We start from the raw sequence: 23,426 nt of genomic DNA on the forward strand, positions 1-23,426 counted from the left end.
GCCGTCCCCGGGGGAGGCACAACCGCGGTACACCACGCAACGGAAGCGTGGCGTCGTCGCCACCGCTAATAACAAGCCCTTCGGGCCGCCCCGACGCCGCTGGGGCGGCCTCCCGGAAGACCTCACCGACCGGAAGACCTCGCCGAAAGGCTCCACCAGCAGGCTCCAAGGGCCCCGCCGTCAGAGCGCCGAGGCGATCCTGATCCCGGCCACCGCACCGTCGCCCCGCAGCGTCAGGGCCCCCGGGCCCTCATGGCGTACGCAGTCGAGACGTACGCAGTCGAGACGGCCGAGCGCGGTCTCCGGTCCGTCAGGTCCACCGACGGTGATTCCCTCGGTGGTGGCCATGACGAGCAGGGTCTCGCCCGGGGCGCACGTCATCTCCGTCTCCCTGGCTGCGGAGACGGTGACGATCCGTACCTGTGCCGTCGCCCGGCCCCTGCGGGTCATCACGTTCATGTTGCGCACCGCGCCCGCCTCAAGACGGCAGTCCGTCGCCGCGTCGCCGGAGAAGGCGAAGGGGCTGAGCGGCTCGACCGGCTGCGATGCCCCGTCCACGGTCAGCACCATGCCTTCGCCCTCGACCGGCGTGATCACGCGGTCGATCCCGGGAAAGAGGGAGAAGGCGCCTCCCGCGTTCACGTCCGCGACACTCACCCGCCAGTCGAAGCCGTCCACGGGCTCTGCCGAGGAGGGGGACGAAGAGGAAGAAGGGGACGCCCGCACGGTGCCCGACGCGCTCTCCACGGTGCCCGAGACCTCCACGGTGCCCGACGCGACCTCCCGGGTCGTACCGCCGCCGTTCTTCCACGGCATGCTGCGGTACTCGCTCCAGGGCAGAACACTCCAGGGCAGAACATCCCGGCCCATCCGACGCAGCCTCCTTCAGGCACGTGATCATCGAGTCCGGGCCAGCCTACGTGCAGCGACTGTCGGCCACGGAGGCGTACCGAACTCGTGTGCCAGGATGTGGAACGTGTCGCATACCCAGTTCACCAGCCAACTCATCGGTCGGGAAGACGAACTCGACCGTCTCGCTGACGTACTGGAGCGAGCCCGCGCCGGCGAGGCACGCGCGGTGCTGATCTCCGGGGACGCCGGGGTCGGCAAGACGAGGGCGCTCGACGAGGTCGCCGGACGAGCCGCCGCGGCCGGGATGAGCGTGCTCATCGGACACTGTGTCGACCTCGGCGACGTGGGCCTGCCGTATCTGCCGTTCACCGAGATCCTCGGCGCACTGGCCGCGGACGAGCGGTTCGCCCCGGTCCTCAGCGGTCATCCGGTGACGGAGCGGCTGCTCGGCGGCGGTACGGACGCCGTGGGGGACGTGAACAGGCGGCTGAGGCTCTTCGAGGACATCGCCGCTCTGCTGGCCGATCTCACGGACATCGCCCCGCTGTTGCTGGTCATCGAGGACCTGCACTGGGCCGACCAGTCATCCCGCGACCTGCTGCGGTTCCTGCTCAGCCGAGGTGTGCTCAAGCGGCCGACCGGCGGCTCGAACGACCACCGGCTCGCGGTGTTCGCCTCGTACCGTGCGGACGACCTGCACCGCCGCCACCCGCTGCGTCCCCTGCTTGCCGAGCTGGTGCGGCTGCCCGCCGTGGAGCGGCTTGAACTTCAACCGCTGCCCGACACGGATGTGGCCCGCCTCGTGCGCTCCCTGCGGGACGATTCTCTGCCGGACGCCACCATCCGCCGGATCGTCGAGCGCGCCGAGGGCAATGCCTTCTACGCGGAGGAGCTGGTCGCGGCCACGGACACTCCGGCCGGTGGCGTGCCCAGCGGTCTGGCCGACGTCCTGCTCATCCGGGTCGAGCAGCTGTCCGAGACCGCCCAGCAGGTGCTGCGTACCGCGGCCGTCGCCGGGCGCCGGGTCAGTCACGATCTGCTGCGGGACGCCGTCGGGCTGCCCGAGAAGGAGCTTGAGGCGGTCCTTCGCGAGGTGGCGGAGCGGCAGTTGCTCGTCCCCGGTGACGGTGACACGTACTCCTTCCGGCACGCGCTCGCGCGGGAGGCGGTCTACGCCGATCTCCTGCCGGGTGAACGGGCCCGGTTGCACGGCGTGTTCGCGCGTCTGCTCGCAGAGCGTGGCCGCCAGTCCGGCAGCGCGGCCGAGCGCGCCCACCACTTCCGCGAGAACCACGACCTGCCCGAGGCGCTCGCCGCCTCCCTTGAGGCCGCCGACCACGCCCAGCGCGTAGGCGCCCCCGCCGAGGAGCTGCGGCACATCGAAGCGGCCCTCGACCTGTGGTCGACGGTCAGTGCCTCCGGTCGGCCCGCCGGTACCGACTCCGTGACGCTCACGCTGCGTGCGTCGGCGGCGGCCGCCCACGCCGGGGAACTGCACCGCGCCGTCTCGCTCACGCGGTCCGCGCTTGCCGGTCTCGGTCAGGACGCCGACTTGGAGCTCGCGGCCCGCGTCCGCTACACGCTCGCCGGGAACCTGCTGAGCGTCGACAACCTGTCGGCCGCCATCGCGCACAGCAGTGAGGCTCTCGCCCTGATCCCCGCCGAACCCCCTTCGGCGACATGGGTGTGGGCGGCGGCCACGTACATGATGGTCACCGCGCGCCAGAGCGAAGAGGACGAGACCGCGCGACGGGTCGGCCACCAGGCTCTGCGTGTCGCCACTGAACTGGGGGTCGACGACGCGCGGGCCGACCTCCTGATCTCCATGATGGTCCACGCGGACAGCAACCGTCGCACCCCGGGGGGCAGGGAGCAGCTGAAAGAGGCGCGGGAGCTGGCGCTGCGGGCGGGCAACGCACATGTGGAAATGCGCGCCTTGTTCAACTTGGCCATGGGCAGCGTCGAATCCGGTGAGCTGGAGGAAGGCCTGCCGTGGTTGGCGGAGGGTCTTGACCGGGCCCGCCGTTCCGGGCTGCTGTCCTCGCCGTATTCGCTGGAGATGCGGTATCTGCGGCTCCTTGTGCAGTACACGCTCGGCCACTGGGACGAGTGCGCGCGCGGCGCGGCCGAGGACGCCGCGGCGTACTCCGGCGCGGGCGGCTTCACGGCGGGGCCCGGCCTTTACGTGGCACTGGCGCGCGGCGATTTCAGCGCGGTCGAGCGCGCCCGAGCGTTGCTCGAGGGGCACTTCGACTGGAAGAACGCGCTGGTCGCCGGCATCGTGCGGATCGACGCCGCCGCGCTGCGCGGGGACCCGGACGAGGCGGTGCGGGCGATGCGCCACACCATCGAGTCCCTCTCCGACGAGACGGGCACGTTGCCCGACGCCACGGTCCGGCTCGCCGCTCTGGCGCTGTCCGCGGTCGCCGACTCGGCGGCCGAGCTGCGTATGCGCGGTGACGAGGAGGGGGCGAAGCGCAGGGCGGACACCGCTGCCGAACTCGTGGAACAGGCGCGGGCCTCGGCCGCGCGCGGCGAGGACGGCATGCCACAAGGGCCGGAGGGACAGGCGTGGTTGGCTCGTCTCGAGGCCGAATGGACACGAGCCGTGTCCGGTCCTGATGTGGCGGCCTGGGAGAAGGCGCTGACCGCCTTCGCGTACGGCGACGCCTATGAACGTGCGCGGTGCCGACTGCGTCTCGCTGAGGCCCTCCTCGCGGCCGACCGTCGCGATGAGGCGACTGCCGAGGTCGACGCGGTGCGCCAGGAGGCCGACCGGCTCGGCGCCACCCTCTTGCGCGAGCGTCTTGACGCTCTGGTGCGCCGTGGCAGGTTGGCGGTACCGGCCAGGGACCGTGCCGCGGTCCTTACGGCGCGTGAGCAGGACGTGTTGCGCCTGCTCGCCCTCGGCCGCAGCAACCGGCAGATCGGCGAGGGGCTGTTCATCAGCCCCAAGACGGCCAGCGTCCACGTCTCCAACATCCTTGCCAAACTGGGGGCGGCGAGCCGTACGGAGGCGGTGGGTGTCGCCTACCGGCAGGGACTGATCACTGCGGAGCCGACGCCTTCGGACTGACTCCGCCCGTTCCTGTTCCCGTTCCCGTCGCCGGAGCCATGACGGTGGGTGTCGGTCGCCTGTCGAGAGCTGTAGCTCCGCTGTCGGTGGCCTGTCGGTGGGTCCTGGCACCTTCGCGGAAACGGCCGCCGGAGATCACCGGCGGCCTCGACCCCGAGGAGCCACCATGCACACCCCCGTCACGATCATCGGTGCCGGGCTCGGCGGACTCACCCTGGCCCGGGTCCTGCACCTCCACGGAATCCCGGTCACGGTCTACGAGGCGGAGCCCTCCCCGGCGGCGCGTTCGCAGGGCGGCATGCTCGACATCCACGACTACAACGGACAACTCGCCCTCGAAGCCGCCGACGTGATGGACGAGTTCCGTGGCCTCGTTCTGGAGGGCCGCCAAGCCCTGCGGGTGCTCGACCCGGACGGGACCCTCCTGTTCGACAAGGCCGACGACGGCACGGGGGAACGCCCCGAGGTGCAGCGCGGCGAGCTGCGACAGGTCCTGCTCGACTCGCTTCCCGCCGGTACCGTGCGGTTCGGGTGCAAGGCCAGCGGCACCCGTACCGTCGGCGAAGGGCGCCACGAGGTGACGTTCGCCGACGGCAGCACCGTCGTCACCGGTTTGTTGGTCGGCGCGGACGGCGCGTGGTCAAGGGTCCGCCCGTTGCTCTCCACCGCCATACCCGAGTACACGGGCAAGTCGGTCGTCGAGACCTACCTGTTCGAGGCAGACACCCGGCACCCCGCCGCCGCGAAGGTGGTCGGCGGCGGGGCGATGGTCGCGACCGCGTCGGGCAGGGAGCTCTTCGCCCACCGGGAGAGGGGTGACACTCTGCACGCCTACGTGGGTCTTGTCGAGCCGCTGGAATGGTTCGCCGACATCGATTTCGCCGATGCCTCCGCCGCGTCGGCGCGGATCGCGCAGGAGTTCGACGGCTGGGCGCCGGAGCTCACCGCGCTGATCACCGACGGCGACATCGCGCCGGTCCTGCGCCCCCTCTTCGCTCTGCCGCACGGGCATCGGTGGGACCGGGTGGCGGGGGTGACCCTGCTCGGTGACGCCGCCCACCTGGTGGCCCCGAACGGCGAAGGCGCCAACCTGGCGATGTTCGACGGCGCCGAACTCGGCAGGATCCTGGCCGCGCGCCCCGACGACATCGAGGCCGCGCTCGCCGAGCACGAGGAGGCCATGTACGCCCGCAGCGCCGAACCCGTCACTTTCGAAGGCATGGAGATGGACCAGGGGATCGACCCCGAGGACGGCACATCCCAGGCCATGCTCAAGATGCTCACGGAGCTGGGGCAGTAGGTCGGTCCGGCGACATCGGCACGGCCCTCAGCCGCACGCGACGCGCGCGAGGGCCGTACCTCCGGTGTGACGAGGGCCGTACCCCCGATGTGCGTACCCCGGCGGCGTGTGGAGGGCCGTACCCCCGGCGACCCCGCGCGGTGATCAAGGCTTTGGGCCGGGTTGTACGCTGCGACCATGCAGCCGTCCGCTCCCTCGCCGTCGCCGGATTCCGCCCAGCCGGGTCGTCTTTCCGATCCCGCCGAGCGCGGCCTGCTGACGGAGCGGATCGCACGCCAGCTGGAACACGAGATCCGTACCGGTGAGATCGCGGTCGGGGCCAAGCTGCCTTCCGAGCGCGAGCTGGCGGCCCAGTTCGGCTCCAGCCGCAATGTCGTGCGGGAGGTGCTGCGGCGCCTTGAGGCACAGCACCTCATCGAGGTCGCGCCGGGGCGTGGTTCCTTCGTGCGTGAGCAGAGCTCGGGGCAGGCTAGGGGGTACGACGCGCTGTACCGCGCCGGGCGCCCCACCGTCCGTCAACTCATCGAGGCGCGGCTTCCGTTGGAGGTCGAGATGGTCCAACTGGCGACCAGGCGGGCCACGGACGAGGACATCGCGGTGATGCGCGGCGCGTGCGACGCCCTGGAGTCGGCCACGGACGTCGTGGTCAAGGCGCAGGCGGACATGGAGTTCCATGACGCGATCGCGGTGGCGAGCAAGAATCCCGTACTGCGGATCATGCTGTCGTCGATCAGCGGGATGATGTTCGAGATGATGCTCCGCTCGAACTCGGACCCCTCGATCGGGGAGCCCGGGGTGCCGCATCACCCGGAGATCTTCGAGGCGATCGAGGCGCGGGACGAGGAACTCGCGGCCGTGCGGATGCGGGAGCACCTGAGGCTCGGCCTGCGTACGTACGGGGCGGACCTCGATGTGCAGGTGGACATCATGGCGCGCAACCACATCGAGACGCTGCTCGGGCAGGCGGAGGTCCGGCGGGCGGGCGGCAGGGCGGGGGAGTAGCAGCCCCCTCGTAGTGAGCGGATCGGCGCCCCGGGTGAGGCCCGGTCCGGCGTGACCGTTCTGTTGTGTGGATCTTTGCCTCAGGGGCTGTTCGGGAGCGATCGCATCCTGCTACGGTCCCGTCAGATCCAACTGGTCCTACCAGTTGGACCAGTGGTTCGGGAGACGTAGAAACCCATCGGGGCGCACACCGAAACGCCCATCACAGAGACGAGGACAACGATGTCCACGAGCAGCCAGCTGTTGAGCAGGCGCTCCTTCGGCAGGCTGACCGCAGGGGCGGCGGGAGCCGTCGGTGTGGGCGCGGCGAGCGCCTGTTCGCCGCAGAGCGGCACACCCTCGGCGAGCAGCCCCTTGCGGATCATGGCGATCAACCACGTGTGGTCGCAGGCGATCAAGCAGCGGACGAAGGAGTTCGAGGAGCGGATCGGACGCCGGGTCTCGATGACCCTGCTCACCGCCGACCAGCTGTCGAGCAGTTACAACGTCAAGCTCAACGCGTCGGGCACCGACGTGGACGTCATGATGGTGCGCGCGCTCCAGGAGCAGCTGGTCTTCGCGCACAACGACTGGCTCGCCGATCTCACCGACCTGGTCGAGGGCGACAAGGAGTTCGCCTGGGCGGACTTCCAGAAGGCGCCGCGCGAGGCCTCCGTGGCGCAGGGCAAGGTGCTGAGCGTCCCGGTGGTGACCGAACGCCCCACGCTCTACTACCGGAAGGACCTCGTCGAGGGCCCGCCGCGCACCCTGGACGCCCTGATGTCGTCCGCACTGGAACTCACTCAGAAGAAGAAGGGGTTCTACGGCTACGTCGGCCGCGGTCAGCGCAGCGGCGCCGTGTCCCAGTGGTCCAGCTTCCTGTACTCGCACGGCGGCGATTTCCTCGTCGACGGCAAGTCGGGCATCGGCAGCCGTCAGGCCCTGGCCGCCTACGAGTACTACGGCGGGCTCCTGAACAGAGCGGGACCGCCGGGAGCGACCAACATGAGCCTCGAACAGGCCATGCCGATCTTCGCGCAGGGCAAGGCCGCGTTCTACATAGACGCCGACGCGATCTACAGCAGCTTCCTCGATCCGAAGGTCGCGACCAAGGGCGTACGCGAGTCCGTCGGCTTCGCCCCCTTCCCCGCGGGCCCGGCCGGTGCCAAGCCGCACAACATCCCCTCCTGGAGCCTGGGCATCAACAAGTTCTCCCTCCTGCGCGACGACGCCTGGGAGTTCCTCAAGTGGGCCGCGGGCCCTGAGATGTCCGCGGCTCTCCAGTCCGACGGCATCCCGGGCGCCCGCAGCTCCGTATGGGCCGACCCCCGGACCCTCGCCGCCTTCCCGAAGGATCTCGCCGAGTCGATGCGGCTCAACGCCGAACGCGGCCTCGGCTACGACCGGCCGCGGGTCCTCCAGGTCGGCCGGGCCAGGGACATCGTCGGCCGTCCGCTGGTCGCGTCGATCCTCGGCGAGTCCGTGCGGCCCGTCATGCGCGACGCGGACGCGGAGTTCGCCGATTTCCTCGTACGCGACAACCGCCACAAGGAGTCCTGATGGCCGCCACCGAGGTCTCCCCGGCCCGCGCCGACACCCCGCCCCCGGGAAAGGACGCGCGCCGCACCCGGCCGCCGCGCACCTTCGAGCAGGCCAACCGGCGGCTGAAATGGGCGATGCTCGCCCCGGCACTGCTCTTCGTCGGCCTGATGATCGTCTTCCCCCTCGCCTTCACGCTCGACCTGAGCCTGACCGACGCGTTCGGCGCGGTGAACGCCGACAAGCGCCATATCGGCCTGCAGAACTTCATCGACGCCCTTGGCGACTCCCGCCGTTTCTGGCCCGCCGCGCGCCGCACCCTCGTCTTCACCGTCGGCGCCGTGGTCCTTGAGACGGTCCTGGGCCTCGCGCTCGCGATGCTCATGCGCAAGCCGTTCCGGGGCATGCGCCTTGTGCGCACCGTCCTGATCATCCCGCTGCTCGCCACCCCCGTCGCGATCGGCGTCCTGTGGCTGCTGATCCTCGACCCCACCAACGGCATCGCCAACCACCTGCTGGAGGGCATCGGACTGCCCCGCCAGGAGTTCCTCGGCTCGGTGAGCCAGTCACTGCCGATGCTGATGCTCATCGACGTGTGGCAGTGGACGCCGATGATGACGCTTCTCCTGCTCGCGGGCCTGACCACTCTTCCCGAGGAGCCCGAGGAGGCCGCGCTCGTCGACGGCGCGAGTGCCTGGCAGCGCTTCCGCTACGTCATCCTGCCGATGCTCGGCCCCACCCTCGCCACGGCCCTCGTCCTGCGCGCCGTCGACGCGCTCAAGACCTTCGACATCCTCTACGCCACCAAGGGCGCGGGCGGCGGCTCCGACTTCGAGGCGGAGACCCTCAACGTCTACGCCTACGGACTCACCTTCGACTACCAGGAGTACGGCCTTGCCGCCGCCGTCCTGGTCCTGTTCACGCTGTTCATCATCGGTGTCGTGGTCCTGCTGCGCCGCCGCGGCGGAAGGAAGAACGCATGAGTTCCACCGTCACCCCCACCCCCGCGACCAGCCCGCCGAGCACCTCCGCGACCCGGCCGCCCGGCACGCCCGCCGCCCGCGGGCGCAGGAAGTGGACATGGCTGCGCGGCACGGCCATCGCCCTTGTCACCCTGATCTTCGCGCTGCCCCTCGTATGGATGTTCGCCGCCGCGTTCAAGACCAATGTGCAGGTGACCGACCCGAGCGTGGGCCTGTGGTTCAAACCCACCCTCGACAACTTCCGCAGCATCGTCGAAGCCGGGCAGATCGTCCGCTCGATGGGCAACTCCCTGCTTGTGGGTGTGGTGTCCACGGTGCTCTCCGCCGTCATCGCCGTGCCCGCAGCGTGGGCCGTGGGCCGGTTCGGCATGCACCGCACCGGTTCGCTCATCCTCGTCGCACGCATCGTTCCCGCGATCTCGCTGCTCGTGCCCTGGTACTACCTGTTCGCGCAGATGGGGCTCGTCGGCTCCTACACGGTCCTCGTGCTCAGCCACATGTTCGTCTCCGTGCCGCTGATCATGTGGATCATGATCAGCTTCTTCGCCGGGCTTCCGGTCGAACTAGAAGAAGCCGCCCGCACCGACGGCCTGAGCGCGTTCGGCGCCTTCTGGCGCATCTCTCTGCCCCTGGCCGCACCCGGCACCGCAACCGCCTCGCTCCTCGCGTTCGTCTTCAGCTGGAACAACTTCATGTTCGCGCTGGTCTTCGCCGACGACCGCACGCAGACCGTGCCGGTGACCCTCTTCAACTTCATCTCGTACGCCAGCACCGACTGGGGCGGCCTCATGGCCGCCGCGACCCTCATCACCGTCCCCGTCGTCATCGCCGCCGTCGTCGGACAGAAGTACCTGGTGGCAGGCCTGACCTCGGGTGCCACCAAGGGCTGAGCAGCAAGCCCCGCCAGCCCACATATCCGCATCGCACCGGAAAGAGCACCTGTATGAAGATCGTCGACGCGAAGGTCGTCGTCACAAGCCCGGGCCGCAACTTCGTCACCCTGAAGCTGACGACCGACGACGGCCTCACCGGACTCGGCGACGCCACCCTCAACGGCCGGGAACTCGCCGTGGTCAGCTATCTGACCGACCACGTCGCGCCCCTGCTCATCGGCCGTGACCCGCACCGGATCGAGGACACCTGGCAGTACCTGTACCGGGGGGCCTACTGGCGGCGCGGCCCCGTCACCATGGCCGCGATCGCCGCCGTCGACGTCGCCCTGTGGGACATCAAGGCGAAGGCCGCGGGCCTGCCGCTCTACCAGCTCCTCGGCGGCGCGAGCCGCGAGCGCATCCGCACCTACGGGCACGCGAACGGCCGCGACATCCCCGAACTGCTCGACTCCGTGCGGGCGAGGCTCGCCGAGGGGTACCCCGCGGTGCGCATCCAGTCAGGGATCCCCGGTCTGAAGGCCGTGTACGGCGTGCACAGCACCGACGACGGCGGCGAACCCGTCCTGCACCAGCAGGCCCACCCCCTCGTGGAGGACTGGGACACCGACGCCTACCTGCGCCACACGCCCACCGTCTTCGAGGCGGTCCGCGCGGAGTTCGGCCCCGAGCTCCCGCTGCTCCACGACGCACACCACCGGCTGAGCCCGATCCAGGCCGCCAGGCTCGGCAAGGACCTGGAACCGTACCGGCCGTTCTGGCTGGAGGACTGCACTCCGGCCGAGAACCAGGAGGCCCTTCGACTGGTGCGCCGGCGCACCTCGACGCCGCTGGCCATCGGCGAGGTCTTCAACACCGTGCACGACTACCAGGCCCTGATCACCGAGCAGTTGATCGACTACGTACGTTCCGCGGTCACTCACTTCGGAGGTGTCACGCCGCTGCGCAAGCTCTTCGACTTCGCGGCGCAGTACCAGATCAAGAGCGCGGTGCACGGCCCCGAGGACATCTCCCCGGTGGGGATGGCCGCGGCCCTGCACCTGGACCTGGCCGTGCACAACTTCGGGATCCAGGAGTACTCGGGCCACACCCGCCTCACCGATGAGGTCTTCCGGCACGCCTACACGTTCACGGACGGCCACCTGCACCCGGGCGAGGCTCCCGGCATCGGCGTGGAACTGGACGAGGAGCTCGCCGCCGCCCACCCCTACGAAGCGGCCTATCTGCCGGTCAACCGACTGCAGGACGGAACCGTCCACGACTGGTGAGCACACGGGGGAGGGACGGCTGACCCCGTCCCTCCCTCCCCTCCCTCTGGACAATCCCGTCACTCGGTGCTGAGATGCCAACTGCCCTGTTGCCGCGTGTCATTTAGCGCGCGACAGGGATTTCGTACGCCTCAGTTTTCCAACGTTGTAAAGCGCCCTGCACGGCAGCCACCAGCGCACACGGACGACGACGGGACGGTACCTACTCATGACGCAGCTCGGCCGACGCCACTTCCTCCAGCGATCCGGCGCGATCACCCTCGGCGCGGCCGGTGGCCTGACCGCCGTCACCGGCCCCGCCGCATGGGCGGCGACCCCGGCGCGCGGCGGTCTGTACGGCCCGAACGCCGCGCCGCTGGCCCCCACCGCGTTCCAGAAGCTTCCGGTGGGCAGCGTCACCGCGCGCGGCTGGCTGCGCGGACAGCTCGACCTCCTGCTCGGCGGCCTGTTCGGGCGGTACGCGGAGATCTCGCACTTCCTCGCCTTCGACGACTCCGGCTGGGTCCATCCGGACAAGGAAGGGTGGGAGGAAGTGACGTACTGGCTGCGGGGATACGTCGACCTCGCCGCCCTCACCGGGGACCGCACCGCCCTCGCGGAGAGCCGCCGGTGGATCGACGCGATCATCGCCACCCAGGAAGCGGACGGGTTCTTCGGCCCGAGAAGACTGCGCACCCAACTGAACGGCGGCCCGGACTTCTGGCCCTATCTGCCGCTCCTTCAGGCGCTGCGCTCGCACGAGGAGTTCACCGGCGACCAACGGATCATGCCGTTCGTCCTGCGTTTCATGCGCTTCATGAACGCGCAGGGCCCCGGGGCCTTCGACTCCAGCTGGGTCTCCAAGCGCTGGGGCGACGGGCTCGACGTCGCCTTCTGGGCCTACAACCGCACCCGGGAGAGCTTCCTGCTCGACCTCGCCGACAAGATGCACAAGCACGGCGTGGACTGGGCAGGCGGCGTCGCCGACTGGCACAACGTCAATGTGGCCCAGGGCTTCCGCGAGCCCGCCCAGTACGCCCTGCGCTCCGGCGATGCGGCCCACACCCGGGCGACGTACCGCAACTACGCGACCGCGATCGGGACGTACGGACAGTTCCCCGGCGGCGGCTTCGCGGGGGACGAGAACGCGCGCCCCGGCTTCGGCGACCCCCGTCAGGGTTTCGAGACCTGCGGCACCGTCGAGTTCATGGCCAGCCATGAGCTCCTCACCCGCATCACCGGAGACCCGGTCTGGGCCGACCTGTGCGAGGAGCTTGCCTTCAACATGCTGCCCGCGGCGACCGACCCCGCCGGAAAGGGCATCCACTACGTCACCGGCGCCAACAGCGTCGACCTCGACAACACCCGTAAGACGCAGGGGCAGTTCCAGAACGGCTTCGCGATGCAGTCGTTCCAGACCGGCGTCGACCAGTACCGCTGCTGCCCGCACAACTACGGCATGGGCTGGCCGTACTTCACCGAGGAGCTGTGGCTCGCAACCCCGGACCGCGGCCTGGCGGCGGCGATGTACGCGCCGTGCCGGGTCACGGCGAAAGTCGGGGCCGACGCCACCTCCGTCACGGTCACGGAGGACACCGACTACCCCTTCAAGGAGACGGTCACCCTCACTCTCACCATGGACAAGCCGGTGCGCTTCCCGCTGCGGCTGCGTATACCCGGCTGGTGCGAGAGCCCCCAACTCTCCGTCAATGGTGCCAGGTTGAAGGCCCCGCACGGACCGGCCTTCGCCGAGGTCGAGCGGACTTGGCGGGGCGGGGACCGCGTCACGTTGAAGCTGCCGCAGAGCACGAAGGTACGCACCTGGAAGAGCGGGGCGATCAGCATCGACCGCGGCCCCCTCACGTACTCCCTGCGCATCGGCGAGTCCTACGAGCGGTACGCGGGCACGGACGCCTTCCCCCACCAAGCGGTGCACGCGACCACCCCGTGGAACTACGCGCTCGCCCCCGCCCCCGGGAACGACCTCTCCTTCACCGCCGACTCCGGACCGCTGACCGGCGACCCGTTCACGCACGAGGGCGTCCCGGTACGCATCCGTGCCCGCGCCCGGCGCCTGGCGGAATGGGTCGCGGACGACGAGCACGTGGTGGCCCCGCTCCAGGCGAGCCCGGCCCGTGCCACCGGCGCGAAGGAGGAGGTGACGCTCATCCCGATGGGCGCGGCACGCCTGCGCGTCACCGCGTTCCCCACGGCGACCCCGGACGGCCGCCCCTGGACGCCCGAGCCGCCCTACCGCCGGATCGAGAACCGGCACAGCGGCAAGGTCCTCGCGGTCGACGGCATGTCCCTGGACGACGGCGGCCGCGTGGTCCAGTTCGACAACTCCGGTACGGGCGACCACGCGTGGCAGCTCATCGACCGGGGCGAGGGCCGGTACACCCTGCGCAACGGGTACAGCGGCAAGGCACTCGGCATCGAAGGAGCGTCAACGGCCAACTCTGCCAGGTCCGTTCAGTTCACCGACAGCGGCGCCGAGCATCTGCGCTGGGAGAAGGTCGACAAGGGGGACGGCTGGTTCCTGCTCCGCAACCGGCACAGCGGCAAGGTCCTCGGGGTGGACGGCATGTCGACGGCCAACAGCGCGCAGGTCGTGCAGTTCGAGGACAACGGCACGGCGGATCATCTGTGGCGGTTGGTGTGAGTTCAGAAGCTCACATCCGGGCACGCGGCGGGGGCTTCGCGTAGGCCATCTGCTCTGCCAGGAGAGTGTTGTCGTCCATACGGGTTCCCCTTCCGCGCGCTCGAACACGACCGGCGGCATGAGACACCTGCAGACGAGTGGGCTTGGTCCGGAGCCCGTGTGCGGTCCGAGCGGGCTGGATAGGCCTTCTTTCGATCTCCGTAACCACGAGCAAAGGATTGCCCCATGCGCTTGCGCACAGCTGTCATCGCCACGGTCCTGGCCGCCATCGCCGTCCTCGGCGGCTCAGGGATCGCCGCCGCCGACGGACCCGTGGACGACGCTCTGAACGTCGTCCACGAGGAAGCCACCGTGGTGCACTTCGGCGACCTGGTCCTGGACTGACCAGTACGACAGGTACTGAGCCCTTCGGTGCCGCGCCGCCGACAGGTGGGTGGCGCGGCACCGGGGGCTACTCAGGCTGTACGCGGGTGAAGTGCCGTCGTACGTCGTCCCTGGCGTCCGCGTCGAGGGCGAGACGCCACTCCAGGTGCCCGCAGTCCGCGCAGACCAGCGCCGACACCGGGACGGTCCGTCCGCGGATCGCCCCGAACTTCAGGCGCACGTTCGGGTTGGCCTGGCCGTAGTGGGCCTGCCCCTCGTACACCTCGCCGCCCCCGCAGCCGGGACACACTCCACGCGTCATTTCCGCCCCCTGATCCCTCATGCGCCCCACCTTAGGCCCGATGTCACAGGGCCGATCGGCGCCGAACGCGATTGACATCCGCCGCGGGACGACCGTAGCTTGCGGCGCATTGGAGTGAATCCTTTCAGTGCGAGGGCCTGTCGCGCTGGTCGTGCCGCGTGGGCTGAGAGGGGCCATCGCTCGTGCAACGGGTCTGTTTCCTGCTGAAGGTTCGCCCGGACCGGCTGGACGAGTACCGAGAGCGCCACGAACACGTGTGGCCGGAAATGCGCGAAGCGCTCTCCGCCGCCGGATGGCACAACTACTCGCTGTTCCTGCGCGAGGACGGCCTCCTCGTCGGGTACCTGGAAACCCCGGACTTCGCCGCCGCGCAGGAAGCCATGGCACGGACCGACGTCAACGCCCGCTGGCAGGCCGAGATGGCGGGCTACTTCGAGGGCCTTGACGGGCGCGGCCCCGACGAGTCGATGCGCTCCCTCACCGAGGTCTTCCACCTCGCCTAGCTGCCCGTATGGGGCGATTCGAGCGGAAGGCTTTCCGCCTCTTCCTGAGCTTTCCCGCCACACCTCCCGCGATGCCGCCTGGAGCAGGCCCGGCAGCCCTATGCTTCTACTCGCTTGTAGAAATGCGAGGGTGTTCGCGGCTGCTTCGAGCGCTTCCGCGTCCCCTGCCGTGTGCCTCCCGCATTGCTCAGCACTTCATCGGCATTCCTCGGTACTTCCTCAGTACGAGAATCACACGCACGTAAGGGGTGAACGCCACGATGGTGTTCAAACGGCTGCTCGGCTCGCTCGGCGTGGGCGGGCCCACGGTCGATACGGTCCTCGATCCGGGTTCGGTCCTGCCCGGCGGCGACCTCAACGGGCACGTCCAACTCAAGGGTGGCAGCGCCGACTTCGACATCGAGCACATCACCCTGGAGCTGGTTGCCCGGGCCGAGGTCGAGCAGGAGGACGGGGAGAGTGAAGGCACCGTCGTCTTCGACCGGTTCACCGTGGGCGGCGGGTTCCGTCTCGCTGAAGGCGAGGAGCGCGGCGTCCCGTTCAGCGTGACGCTGCCGTGGGAGACGCCGATCACGGAGCTGTACGGCCAGGGGCTCGGCATCGTCCTCGGGGTGCGCACGGAGCTGTCGGTCGCGGGCGCGAAGGACAAGGGTGACCTGGACGCGCTCGCGGTGGGTCCTCTGCCCGTGCAGGAGGCGATCCTGGAGGCGCTGGGACAGCTCGGTTTCGGCTTCAGGTCCGCCGACCTCGAGTACGGCCACATCGCAGGGACCGGACAGCAACTCCCCTTCTACCAGGAGATCGAACTCACCCCGTCCTCCCAGTACGCCCACGCGGTCAACGAGATCGAGTTGACCTTCCTGAGCTACCCGGGCGGCATGGACGTGATCCTGGAGGCTGACAAGCGAGGCGGTCTCTTCTCGGGCGGCCACGACGCCGTCACCCGCTTCACCGTCGGTCAGGACGGGGTCGGGCACCAGGACTGGAACGCGCTGGTCGACGGCTGGATCAAACAGCTGGTCGAGCATCGGGGGTCCCGCGCCGCGCACTCCTCGTACGGACACGGGGGCCCCTACGACTCGGCTCACGGCCAGGGCGGCCACCACAACGACCATCACGACCACGACGGTCACCGTCGCTCGGGCCCCGGTATGGGCACCGTCGTCGCCGCGGGTGCGGCGGGGCTCGCGGTCGGTGTGGTCGGCGGGATGGTCGCGGCCGAAGTCGTCGACGAGGTAGGCGACTTCTTCGAGGGTGACGAGGAAGAGGAAGAGGGGGACGAGGGGTAGGCGCGTCGGGAAGCCGCCTGGTCCGCGGCCTGCGAACTCCACCACGTTCACATCTTCTACAGACGCGTAGAAGTTACGCTGCTCCGGCACACCTCCCTGCGCAACGGGCGAGGAACGACGGAGACAAGAAGGAGACAAGACCCATGGGTGTCATCGGGTGGATCATTCTCGGGCTGCTGGCCGGCGCGATAGCCAAGGCCGTGCTGCCCGGCCGTGATCCGGGCGGACTCATCGGCACGACGGTCATCGGAATCGCCGGTGCCTTCGTCGGGGGCTGGCTGTCGGCGCGGTTCCTCGACCGGCCGGTGGAGCGGCAGTTCTTCGACCTCACCACGTGGGGATCTGCCATCGCCGGAGCGCTCGTGCTGCTCATCGGCTACCGGCTCCTGTTCGGCAACTCGCGCAAGTGACGCACGGTCGGCGTTCCCGACGTCGCGCGTGGCTGATTCGGTACGGCGGACTCGCGGAGCCCGCCCCCGTTGTCTCTACAGTGCTGTAGTTTCAAGGCGGATCGGCGTCGCGGGCGCGGACCGGAGACCTCGAGGAGGAGAGCAGTGGGAGTTTCCCTGGCCAAGGGTGGCAACGTCTCGCTCAGCAAGGAGGCCCCGGGCCTCACGGCCGTAGTGGTCGGCCTGGGCTGGGACGTGCGGACCACCACGGGCACCGATTACGACCTCGATGCCTCCGCCCTGTTGGTGGACGAGTCCGGGAAGGTGCCCTCCAGCGGGCACTTCATCTTCTACAACAACCTCAAGAGCCCGGACGGTTCGGTCGAGCACACCGGTGACAACCTCACCGGTGAGGGCGAGGGCGACGACGAGGCCGTCAAGGTGAACCTCGCGGCAGTGCCCGCCGAGGTCGCGAAAATCGTCTTCCCGGTGTCCATTCACGACGCCGAGAACCGCGGCCAGAGCTTCGGCCAGGTCCGCAACGCCTTCATCCGCGTGGTCAACCAGGACGGCGGAGCGGAACTCGCCCGCTACGACCTGTCCGAGGACGCTGCCACCGAGACGGCAATGATCTTCGGCGAGCTCTACCGCAACGGCGCGGAGGAGTGGAAGTTCCGTGCCGTGGGCCAGGGCTACGCGTCCGGCCTGTCGGGCATCGCCTCCGACTTCGGCGTCGACGTCTGACCGTGCCCGCCTCCGGCACCTGACGTCGCGGACCCAGCCGTCCGGCGACGTCCACAGACCCCCGTCGCCCGCATGACCACCCAATCGCATGCGGGCGGCGGGGTTCCTCCTTGCTCGCGCCGCACCCGGCACGGGCCCAGACGCAGACAGGACCGAAGTGTTCGGACTGAGCGAAATCGCCATCATCCTCATCGTCGTCATACTCGTCCTCGGCGCCAAGAAGCTCCCTGAACTGGCCCGTTCCGCAGGCAAGTCGGCCCGCATCCTCAAGGCCGAGGCCAAGGCGATGAAGGGCGAGGAGGAGAAGGAGAAGGAGGGGAAGGCCGCCGGGGAGTCGGCATCTGAACCCCATGTCATTCACGGTGAGGTCATCGCGCCCACCGCCCACACGGTGCCGAAGCCGGACTCCGTACGGCCTCACTCGCAGGACCAGCAGCGCTAGGCGTTCCCGGCGCTCACGACGGGAGCCTCTCCCGGTCCGGGCCGGGAGAGGCTCTGGAGTGGTGCGTCAGCCGCAGTGCTCGGCCTTCTCCTGGTCCGTCATCTGGCGGGTGTGCTGTGTCTTGGTGCTCGGCGCGTCAGGCTTGGGGCCCGTCGCGTCGAAGGGGGCGTACCAGATGTAGTGCCCGTGGAACTTGTCCTCGAAGTGCAGCTCGTAGGTGCCCTTGACACGCTGCAGCTGGGACTCGCGCGTGACCCAGCCGACCTCGCCGGGGCGGACATCGACGTTGGTGGTGTCGGTCTCGGTGTGCGAGCTCTCCCAGGTGTGTCCGTAGGAGGTCTCGATGCTCACCTTGAAGACCTCGGCGAAGCCGTACTCCGCGCTGAGCGAGACCCCGACACTGTTGGACTCGCCGGTCGTGTCGGCCCAGGAGATGCTGGAGCGCTGCAGGTCAGGGGTGCAGTTGTAGGCACTGTCACCCACCTGGTGCGCCTCGCCCATCGAGTCGGTGCCGGGTCCGTCGGGGTGGAAGACGCACGAGTCGGTGCCGTTGTCGCACTTGTCGAGCAGCTCGCGGATGGTGGGGGCCTCTTCGTCGGCCTGCGCGGCGGGCGCGAGGGCCATGCCGCCCGCGGTGGCCATCGCCGCGAACAGGACGGTGAGACGGGTACGGGTGATCATGTGTGATCTCCAGTGGGGGGAAGGTGATGCTGGTGGGGGGTACGGCGTGCGCCAGAGCGTGGCAGCGCCCGCTCTAGCTGAAGCCGATGGACTGGGTGCGGTCGTTCATCAGCTGGCCGACGTCGGCGGTGTTCTCGTCGAACGGTCCGTCGCGGTCGCCGCCGAGGTTGGGCTCCGGGTAGAGCCAGATCGCGCAGTTGCCCCAGGGCTGTACGGAGGAGATGCGGTTCTTCCAGTCGTCGCCGAGGTCGTACTGCCAGTTGACCCAGCCGTCCTTCTCGCACAGCGAGGGGCCGCTGATGGTGAGCGTGTCACCCGAGTAGCCGGGATCGCTGAAGAACGTGCCCTGGACGACGTCCCCGGCCGCCGCGGTGTCCTTCTTCGCCGCGGTCTTTGACATGGCTGCCTTTGACATGGCCGCGCGGAACGCGGACGAGGTGACGGCGGCCCGTGGGGTGGCCGGTGCGTCGGTGACGCGTCCGTCGGTGGCGCGGTCGATGGCTTCGTCGAACGTGCCGAAGCAGCGCTGCTCTCCGGTGGTCGCGTCCAGGACGCAGTGGCGCGCGGCCGGTTCATCGGCCGCCCCGGCCGGCTGCGCCGACAGGGTGCAGATCAGTCCGGTGGTGACGGCGAGCGTGGCCCCCGCTAGACGGGTGCGATGCGTGGTCCGTATCGCCATACGGTTACCCCTTTCTTCTAGCTTGGCGTGAGCACATCACCTTCCTGGATAGTGGCTCCGGTCCGCGTCTGCGGCTGGAATCCCGAATTCCGTGGCCTATAAGGCAGTTTGAGCCAACTCGGGCACGCCGAATGCCCCCTTCGGGCACGCCGAAGGGGGAAACGGGCAGGAGCGGAGAAGCGCCGTCAGCACTGATCGAAGACGTAGCCCTTCGTGCCCTCGGGGCGGACGTCGCGGTCGCGCAGCGTGATGGACAGGTCGGAGCCCCAGCCGTCGCAGGCGGTGCGGAAGTCCCCCCGCGTGTACTCGACGGCGAAGACCTTGTCGTCGTAGGCGTCGGCGAAGTCGCCGCACTCCTTGTACGCCGCGCACTCCTCGACGACGGCGAAGTCGAACCCGATGCGGCCGCGCTCAGGAAGGAGGTCGGTGGTGTTCTTCTGCGCGATCGCCAGGCCGCGGCCGTGGGCCCGCTCGGCGAGCAACTTGGCGAAGGCGGCGGCGTGTTTCGTCGTGAGGAGATCGTCGGAACGCTCGTAGGAGTCGAGGTTGTCGGGCTCGACGGCGTCGTAGCCCGACTTCGCGCAGCCGTCGATCCACGGCCCGACGATGTTCATCAACTCCCGGCGCTTGCCGGGCGTGGAGATGTCAAGGAGCGGCTCCTCCCAGTCGTCGTCGATCACCAGGGAGCCGTCGTCGTCCTTGAGGAGCAGCTCGGGGTGCTTCTTCTTCCACCAGTCGATGGCTTCGCCCGGCTGGGTCTGGAAGGCGTTGACGTAGCACACGTTGTACAGGCCCTTGGCGGGCTTGGCCGAGCGGTCGCGGGAGACCGCCTGTACGGCGTCGTCGGGCGCGTAGGGGCCGCCGAGTTGGTAGTCGAAGACGGCGTCGGCCTTGGGCGGGCGTACGTGGTCCGCCCGGTCCGTGGCGGCGGCCGAGGTGTCCTTGCCGTCGTCGGTGGCGCAGGCGCCGGTCAGGAAGAGGGCGGCGGCGCAGGCGGCGAGGAGGCCGGGGTGCGGGCGGTGCGGGCGGTACGGGCGGCGCATGGAGGGCTTTCGTTCGGGGCGGCAACGGCAGGGCTGTCGCCCTTGAGCACGGTGCGCGCGGCCTTCGTTCGGGAAGACCGTGCGGAAATGTGTTGCGATGTCGATCTTACGTCGTATATCGGCCGAACCGGATACCGAGGTCGCGGCGGTCGGCCCGGGGAGGCCGGCCGCCGCGAGTGACCGCTCACGGGGTCATGGGCCGCAGGTCAGGCCAGTCAGGCCAGTCAGGCCAGGACGACGGAGCGGGTCAGGTGGGCCGGCTGGTCGGGGTTGCGTCCCGAGTCCTCGGCAAGACGCTGGGCGAGCACCAGTTCCGCGAGCGGGTCGAGCTCCGGGGCACGCAGATACGCGCCGGTGGCCTCGATCTGCGCGGTGAGCTCCGCGGGCAGCGGGGACAGGCTCCACACGGCCCGCCCGGGACCGGCCACAGCGATGGGGCCGTGGCGGTACTCCATGAGGGAGTAGGACTCGGTCCAATGGGCGGCGGCCTCCCGCACCTTGAGCGCCGCCTCGTGCGCGAGCCCGGTGTGCCAGCCCTCGCCGAGGAAGGTGATCTGCTCAGCGGCGAGCAGCCGCGGATCCAGCGGTGTGCTCAGGGCCGTGGTCACGTCGGTCAGCGCCTGACCGAGGTCGTGGCCGAGGTGGGCCATCATGAGCGCCAGTTGCGTGGTCGGATAGCGGGTCTGTACGACGGACTGCTCGTCGGCGTGGTCGAGGATGATCACGTCGTCGGCGGCGAGCGCGGCAGGTGACCGGGGTACCGCGGTGAGGGTGGTGACCCGCGTGGCGGAGGGTGCCGCCGCGAGGGCGGTGAGGATCTCGGTGGTGGTGCCGGACCGGGTCAGGGCCAGGATGCGGTCGTAGGGGCGGTGCAGCCAGGCCGCGGATGCGGGGAACGCGTCGGTGGGGCCGTGCCCCAGGCTCTCCCGCAGATGGGCGTAGGCCTGCGCCATGAACAGCGACGTACCGCAGCCGATCACGGCGACCCGCTCGCCCTTGGCGGGCAGCGCCTGCGCGTATTCGGGGAGTTGCTCCAGCGCGGACTCCCAGCACTGCGGCTGTGTGTCGATTTCCCGGCTTGTCAGTGACATTGAGGGTGCTTTCTCGATCCGGGGGATGGAATGAGTGGAGGTCGCCGACGGCCGGTCAGTCGCCGAGCAGCTGGCGCAGGGAGGGCTGGAGCCGGTCCCCGTGGGCGAGGACCATGGCGTCGCACAGCCGCCAGATCTGCTCCACGGGAAGCGCCGCCGCGGTGGCCGGGTCGGTCATCGCCGCGTGCCTGATGTGGCGCGGCTCGTCGTCGATGGCGGCGCGGACGACCAGGTCGTTCATGCTCAGGTAGGTGCGGTTGAGCGCGGCGAGCTGCGGGGGCAGGGAACCCGCGCGGGTGGGCTGGATGCCGGAGGCGTCGACGAGGCAGGGGACTTCTACCACCCCGTGGCTCGGCAGGTTGTCGATCAGGCCGTGGTTGGGCACGTTGCCGTAGACGGTGCGCGGGGTGCCGGTCACGATGCTGTGGATGATCTGAGGGGCGTACTCCATGGTGCCCTCGACGGTGAGCGGTTCGCCCGCGGCAAGGGCGTCCCGGGTCTGGTGGTAGGCGGCGACGTTCTCGTCGACGATGCCGAGGTAGGCGCCGATCGGCAGGCGCAGGCGCTCGATCTCGCTGTCGTGGTGCAGGTACCAGGGGACGTACTCGGAGGAGTGCTCGCTGGTCTCGGTGGGGTAGTAGCCGAGCCGCCGGTACATGTCGACGCGGACCCGGCGCCGCAACTGCTCGTCCTTGGCGATCAGTTCGTCGAGCCGGGGGTAGAGGTCCTTGCCCTGGTGCTCGAAGCGAAGGACCCACGCCTGGTGGTTGACGCCCGCCGCCCGGTAGGTGACCTCCTCGTACGGGACGCCCACCAGCTCGGCCAGGTCACGCATGGTCCAGTACACCGAGTGGCACAGGCCCACCACCTTGGTCAGTCCTGTGGCCTCGGTGAGGTACTGGATGTTCATGGCCATGGGGTTGGTGTAGTTCAGGAGCCAGGCGTCGGGGCACACCTCGGCGATGTCCTCGCCGAGCGCCTTCAGGAGCGGGAAGGTGCGAAGGGCGCGGAAGATGCCGCCGACGCCGAGGGTGTCGCCGATGGTCTGACGCACCCCGTGGGCGGCGGGGACGTCGAAGTCGGTACGGGTGGCCTCGCCCATGCCGACCTGCACGATGTTGATGACGAAGTCCGAGCCCGCGAGGGCCTGGCGGCGGTCCGAGTGGCTGGAGATGGTGGCGTGCGCGCCCAGGTGGTCGGCGATGTACTCGGCCGCGGCCTGCGCGGTGGCAAGGCGTTCGGAGTCGATGTCGTGCAGGGCGATGTGGGCGCCCTTGAGCTCGGGGAAGGCGAACAGGTCGGCGAGCAGGCCTTGGGTGAAGACGACGCTGCCTGCGCCGATGAAGGTGATCTTGGGGTGGTTCATGAGGCGTGCGCTCCGCTGTGAGTGGTGTGGGCGAGGACTTCGTCCCGTGTGGGCTGGGCTCGGGTGCCGCCGTGGGCGCGGGTCGACAGGGACCCGCATACGACGGCGAACCGCAGTGCCTCCTGCGGGGTCTGCCCGTCGAGGAGGGCGGCGACAAAACCGGCGTCGAAGCTGTCTCCGGCGCCGACGGTGTCCTTGGGAGTCATGGGGAGGCCCGGAGCGGTAAGGAGCGACTGGCCGTTGTGGCACAGGGCGCCCGCGGCACCGTTCTTGACGACCACCAGGGGGACCTGGGCGGCGAGCAGTTCGGCCGCCTGCTCCGGACTGCCGGACGGCGTTTTGGCGAGTTGGAGGGCTTCCTGGGCGTTGGGCAGCAGGACGTCGGTCTGGGCGAGGACGGCTGCGAGCGCAGCCGGGTCCCACCGCCCCGACGGGTCGTCCTGGGTGTCCAGGGACGTGCTCGCGCCGTTGTGGCGCGCGGTGCTCAGGAGCTGGGGCAGATCGGCGGCGAGACGGGGCTGCAGGAAGTACGAGGCGGCGTGCACGTGCCGGGCGTCGGTGAGGAGCTCCGCGGGTACGTCGTCGCCGCTGACGGCGTTCAGGGTGCCCGGGGAGGTGAGGATGGCGCGGTCGTCGTCCTGGGTGAGCACGACGGTGAGCGGGGTCGGCAGGGAGGCGTCCACCTTCAGGTGGCGGGTGTCGACTCCTCGGGCGGTGAGCGCGTCGCGCATGTAGCGCCCGGCGTCGTCGTCGCCGACGCGCCCCGCGAAGGCCACCTTCAGTCCCAGGCGCGCGGCCCCGCAGGCCATGATCGCGGCCGAGCCGCCGAGGGTGAGGGACCCGGCGTCGACGAGTTGCTCGTGCTGGCCGAAGGCGAGCGGGCCACTCAGCGGGCCCAGAATCACATCGGGGTTGGCGTCCCCGATGACGAGGAGGTCGTACGAGTACGGCATCGAGTTCCTTGAGTTCCTTCGGATCGTGCGG

The 23,426-nt window shown here is 69.7% G+C and carries 23 protein-coding genes; 14 read left to right on the plus strand and 9 right to left on the minus strand.

Annotation, left to right across the window (positions count from 1 at the left end):
• Window positions 1-180 precede the first annotated feature (180 nt).
• Window positions 181-870: a HutD/Ves family protein gene (locus ACWFRJ_RS01605; RefSeq protein WP_453523929.1), complete on the minus strand. Its 690-nt coding sequence runs from the start codon at window positions 868-870 to the stop codon at window positions 181-183.
• Between the two features lie 97 nt (window positions 871-967).
• On the opposite strand from ACWFRJ_RS01605, the gene ACWFRJ_RS01610 reads away from it, so the two are divergent.
• The 3 genes from ACWFRJ_RS01610 (at window position 968) to ACWFRJ_RS01620 (ending at window position 6,230) form a co-directional block, all read left to right on the plus strand.
• A complete protein-coding gene (locus ACWFRJ_RS01610) occupies window positions 968-3,928 on the plus strand; it encodes a helix-turn-helix transcriptional regulator (protein ID WP_453523932.1) in 2,961 nt (986 codons plus the stop codon).
• 166 nt (window positions 3,929-4,094) lie between these two features.
• The gene (locus ACWFRJ_RS01615) at window positions 4,095-5,228 is read left to right on the plus strand and encodes an FAD-dependent oxidoreductase (protein WP_453523934.1); all 1,134 of its coding nucleotides are present in this window, start codon (window positions 4,095-4,097) and stop codon (window positions 5,226-5,228) included.
• A gap of 177 nt (window positions 5,229-5,405) precedes the next feature.
• Window positions 5,406-6,230, plus strand: coding sequence for a FadR/GntR family transcriptional regulator (locus ACWFRJ_RS01620; RefSeq protein ID WP_453523936.1), 825 nt, complete (start codon window positions 5,406-5,408; stop codon window positions 6,228-6,230).
• Window positions 6,231-6,352: 122 nt separating this feature from the next.
• On the opposite strand, the gene ACWFRJ_RS01625 is transcribed toward ACWFRJ_RS01620, so the two are convergent.
• On the minus strand, window positions 6,353-6,595 hold the full coding sequence (locus ACWFRJ_RS01625; RefSeq protein WP_453523939.1) for a hypothetical protein: 243 nt from the start codon (window positions 6,593-6,595) through the stop codon (window positions 6,353-6,355).
• Between ACWFRJ_RS01625 and ACWFRJ_RS01630 the strand changes: the two genes are divergently transcribed.
• The 6 genes from ACWFRJ_RS01630 (at window position 6,594) to ACWFRJ_RS01655 (ending at window position 13,914) form a co-directional block, all read left to right on the plus strand.
• Entirely contained in the window at window positions 6,594-7,769 is a 1,176-nt protein-coding gene (locus tag ACWFRJ_RS01630) for an ABC transporter substrate-binding protein (protein WP_453523942.1), read from the plus strand. The two genes, ACWFRJ_RS01625 and ACWFRJ_RS01630, sit on opposite strands and share 2 nt — an antisense overlap.
• On the plus strand, window positions 7,769-8,731 hold the full coding sequence (locus ACWFRJ_RS01635; RefSeq protein WP_453523945.1) for a carbohydrate ABC transporter permease: 963 nt from the start codon (window positions 7,769-7,771) through the stop codon (window positions 8,729-8,731). The genes ACWFRJ_RS01630 and ACWFRJ_RS01635 overlap by 1 nt, the downstream gene beginning before the upstream one ends.
• Window positions 8,728-9,621, plus strand: coding sequence for a carbohydrate ABC transporter permease (locus ACWFRJ_RS01640; protein ID WP_453523948.1), 894 nt, complete (start codon window positions 8,728-8,730; stop codon window positions 9,619-9,621). Before ACWFRJ_RS01635 ends, ACWFRJ_RS01640 begins: the two co-directional genes overlap by 4 nt.
• Before the next feature lie 53 nt (window positions 9,622-9,674).
• Window positions 9,675-10,889, plus strand: coding sequence for a D-mannonate dehydratase ManD (manD, locus tag ACWFRJ_RS01645; protein ID WP_453523951.1), 1,215 nt, complete (start codon window positions 9,675-9,677; stop codon window positions 10,887-10,889).
• Window positions 10,890-11,097: 208 nt separating this feature from the next.
• Window positions 11,098-13,530 carry an RICIN domain-containing protein gene (locus tag ACWFRJ_RS01650; protein ID WP_453523954.1) on the plus strand — a complete coding sequence of 811 codons (2,433 nt, stop codon included), beginning with the start codon at window positions 11,098-11,100 and terminating at the stop codon, window positions 13,528-13,530.
• Between the two features lie 225 nt (window positions 13,531-13,755).
• Entirely contained in the window at window positions 13,756-13,914 is a 159-nt protein-coding gene (locus tag ACWFRJ_RS01655; RefSeq protein WP_453523956.1) for a hypothetical protein, read from the plus strand.
• A 67-nt stretch (window positions 13,915-13,981) separates the two neighbouring features.
• Here the strand turns inward: ACWFRJ_RS01655 and ACWFRJ_RS01660 are convergent, their stop codons facing one another.
• Complete coding sequence (locus tag ACWFRJ_RS01660) at window positions 13,982-14,215, minus strand: hypothetical protein (RefSeq protein WP_453523959.1); 234 nt, start codon at window positions 14,213-14,215, stop codon at window positions 13,982-13,984.
• Between the two features lie 182 nt (window positions 14,216-14,397).
• On the opposite strand from ACWFRJ_RS01660, the gene ACWFRJ_RS01665 reads away from it, so the two are divergent.
• The 5 genes from ACWFRJ_RS01665 (at window position 14,398) to ACWFRJ_RS01685 (ending at window position 17,582) form a co-directional block, all read left to right on the plus strand.
• Window positions 14,398-14,718, plus strand: coding sequence for an L-rhamnose mutarotase (locus tag ACWFRJ_RS01665; protein ID WP_453523962.1), 321 nt, complete (start codon window positions 14,398-14,400; stop codon window positions 14,716-14,718).
• 260 nt (window positions 14,719-14,978) lie between these two features.
• Complete coding sequence (locus ACWFRJ_RS01670) at window positions 14,979-16,007, plus strand: sporulation protein (protein ID WP_453523965.1); 1,029 nt, start codon at window positions 14,979-14,981, stop codon at window positions 16,005-16,007.
• Window positions 16,008-16,150: 143 nt separating this feature from the next.
• Complete coding sequence (locus ACWFRJ_RS01675; protein ID WP_383265814.1) at window positions 16,151-16,417, plus strand: GlsB/YeaQ/YmgE family stress response membrane protein; 267 nt, start codon at window positions 16,151-16,153, stop codon at window positions 16,415-16,417.
• Window positions 16,418-16,561: 144 nt separating this feature from the next.
• The gene (locus ACWFRJ_RS01680) at window positions 16,562-17,140 is read left to right on the plus strand and encodes a TerD family protein (RefSeq protein ID WP_453523968.1); all 579 of its coding nucleotides are present in this window, start codon (window positions 16,562-16,564) and stop codon (window positions 17,138-17,140) included.
• Between the two features lie 157 nt (window positions 17,141-17,297).
• Window positions 17,298-17,582, plus strand: a complete 285-nt coding sequence (locus ACWFRJ_RS01685; protein ID WP_453523971.1) for a twin-arginine translocase TatA/TatE family subunit — start codon at window positions 17,298-17,300, stop codon at window positions 17,580-17,582.
• A 66-nt stretch (window positions 17,583-17,648) separates the two neighbouring features.
• On the opposite strand, the gene ACWFRJ_RS01690 is transcribed toward ACWFRJ_RS01685, so the two are convergent.
• The 6 genes from ACWFRJ_RS01690 to ACWFRJ_RS01715 all read right to left on the minus strand — a co-directional run bounded on the left by ACWFRJ_RS01690 (window position 17,649) and on the right by ACWFRJ_RS01715 (window position 23,395).
• Complete coding sequence (locus ACWFRJ_RS01690; protein ID WP_453523974.1) at window positions 17,649-18,263, minus strand: hypothetical protein; 615 nt, start codon at window positions 18,261-18,263, stop codon at window positions 17,649-17,651.
• Window positions 18,264-18,336: 73 nt separating this feature from the next.
• On the minus strand, window positions 18,337-18,942 hold the full coding sequence (locus ACWFRJ_RS01695; protein ID WP_453523977.1) for a hypothetical protein: 606 nt from the start codon (window positions 18,940-18,942) through the stop codon (window positions 18,337-18,339).
• 185 nt (window positions 18,943-19,127) lie between these two features.
• On the minus strand, window positions 19,128-19,985 hold the full coding sequence (locus tag ACWFRJ_RS01700; RefSeq protein WP_453523980.1) for an endo alpha-1,4 polygalactosaminidase: 858 nt from the start codon (window positions 19,983-19,985) through the stop codon (window positions 19,128-19,130).
• Window positions 19,986-20,209: 224 nt separating this feature from the next.
• On the minus strand, window positions 20,210-21,076 hold the full coding sequence (locus ACWFRJ_RS01705) for an SIS domain-containing protein (RefSeq protein ID WP_453523983.1): 867 nt from the start codon (window positions 21,074-21,076) through the stop codon (window positions 20,210-20,212).
• 55 nt (window positions 21,077-21,131) lie between these two features.
• Window positions 21,132-22,442: an alpha-galactosidase gene (melA, locus tag ACWFRJ_RS01710; RefSeq protein ID WP_453523986.1), complete on the minus strand. Its 1,311-nt coding sequence runs from the start codon at window positions 22,440-22,442 to the stop codon at window positions 21,132-21,134.
• The gene (locus ACWFRJ_RS01715) at window positions 22,439-23,395 is read right to left on the minus strand and encodes a carbohydrate kinase family protein (protein WP_453523989.1); all 957 of its coding nucleotides are present in this window, start codon (window positions 23,393-23,395) and stop codon (window positions 22,439-22,441) included. Before ACWFRJ_RS01715 ends, melA begins: the two co-directional genes overlap by 4 nt.
• Between the last annotated feature and the right edge of the window lie 31 nt (window positions 23,396-23,426).

The sequence above is a fragment of the Streptomyces sp. NPDC055239 genome, assembly GCF_053606205.1.

What these genes read in the sequence shown, in the direction of transcription:
- ACWFRJ_RS01610 (WP_453523932.1), top strand. Translation starts at nt 968, where the DNA reads ATGTGGAACGTGTCGCATACCCAGTTCACCAGCCAACTCATCGGTCGG.
- ACWFRJ_RS01605 (WP_453523929.1), bottom strand. Translation starts at nt 870, where the DNA reads ATGGGCCGGGATGTTCTGCCCTGGAGTGTTCTGCCCTGGAGCGAGTAC.
- manD (WP_453523951.1), top strand. Translation starts at nt 9,675, where the DNA reads ATGAAGATCGTCGACGCGAAGGTCGTCGTCACAAGCCCGGGCCGCAAC.
- ACWFRJ_RS01700 (WP_453523980.1), bottom strand. Translation starts at nt 19,985, where the DNA reads ATGCGCCGCCCGTACCGCCCGCACCGCCCGCACCCCGGCCTCCTCGCC.
- ACWFRJ_RS01650 (WP_453523954.1), top strand. Translation starts at nt 11,098, where the DNA reads ATGACGCAGCTCGGCCGACGCCACTTCCTCCAGCGATCCGGCGCGATC.
- ACWFRJ_RS01675 (WP_383265814.1), top strand. Translation starts at nt 16,151, where the DNA reads ATGGGTGTCATCGGGTGGATCATTCTCGGGCTGCTGGCCGGCGCGATA.
- ACWFRJ_RS01690 (WP_453523974.1), bottom strand. Translation starts at nt 18,263, where the DNA reads ATGATCACCCGTACCCGTCTCACCGTCCTGTTCGCGGCGATGGCCACC.
- melA (WP_453523986.1), bottom strand. Translation starts at nt 22,442, where the DNA reads ATGAACCACCCCAAGATCACCTTCATCGGCGCAGGCAGCGTCGTCTTC.
- ACWFRJ_RS01670 (WP_453523965.1), top strand. Translation starts at nt 14,979, where the DNA reads ATGGTGTTCAAACGGCTGCTCGGCTCGCTCGGCGTGGGCGGGCCCACG.
- ACWFRJ_RS01630 (WP_453523942.1), top strand. Translation starts at nt 6,594, where the DNA reads ATGGCGATCAACCACGTGTGGTCGCAGGCGATCAAGCAGCGGACGAAG.
- ACWFRJ_RS01660 (WP_453523959.1), bottom strand. Translation starts at nt 14,215, where the DNA reads ATGACGCGTGGAGTGTGTCCCGGCTGCGGGGGCGGCGAGGTGTACGAG.
- ACWFRJ_RS01620 (WP_453523936.1), top strand. Translation starts at nt 5,406, where the DNA reads ATGCAGCCGTCCGCTCCCTCGCCGTCGCCGGATTCCGCCCAGCCGGGT.
- ACWFRJ_RS01640 (WP_453523948.1), top strand. Translation starts at nt 8,728, where the DNA reads ATGAGTTCCACCGTCACCCCCACCCCCGCGACCAGCCCGCCGAGCACC.
- ACWFRJ_RS01715 (WP_453523989.1), bottom strand. Translation starts at nt 23,395, where the DNA reads ATGCCGTACTCGTACGACCTCCTCGTCATCGGGGACGCCAACCCCGAT.
- ACWFRJ_RS01615 (WP_453523934.1), top strand. Translation starts at nt 4,095, where the DNA reads ATGCACACCCCCGTCACGATCATCGGTGCCGGGCTCGGCGGACTCACC.
- ACWFRJ_RS01635 (WP_453523945.1), top strand. Translation starts at nt 7,769, where the DNA reads ATGGCCGCCACCGAGGTCTCCCCGGCCCGCGCCGACACCCCGCCCCCG.
- ACWFRJ_RS01655 (WP_453523956.1), top strand. Translation starts at nt 13,756, where the DNA reads ATGCGCTTGCGCACAGCTGTCATCGCCACGGTCCTGGCCGCCATCGCC.
- ACWFRJ_RS01695 (WP_453523977.1), bottom strand. Translation starts at nt 18,942, where the DNA reads ATGGCGATACGGACCACGCATCGCACCCGTCTAGCGGGGGCCACGCTC.
- ACWFRJ_RS01705 (WP_453523983.1), bottom strand. Translation starts at nt 21,076, where the DNA reads ATGTCACTGACAAGCCGGGAAATCGACACACAGCCGCAGTGCTGGGAG.
- ACWFRJ_RS01625 (WP_453523939.1), bottom strand. Translation starts at nt 6,595, where the DNA reads ATGATCCGCAAGGGGCTGCTCGCCGAGGGTGTGCCGCTCTGCGGCGAA.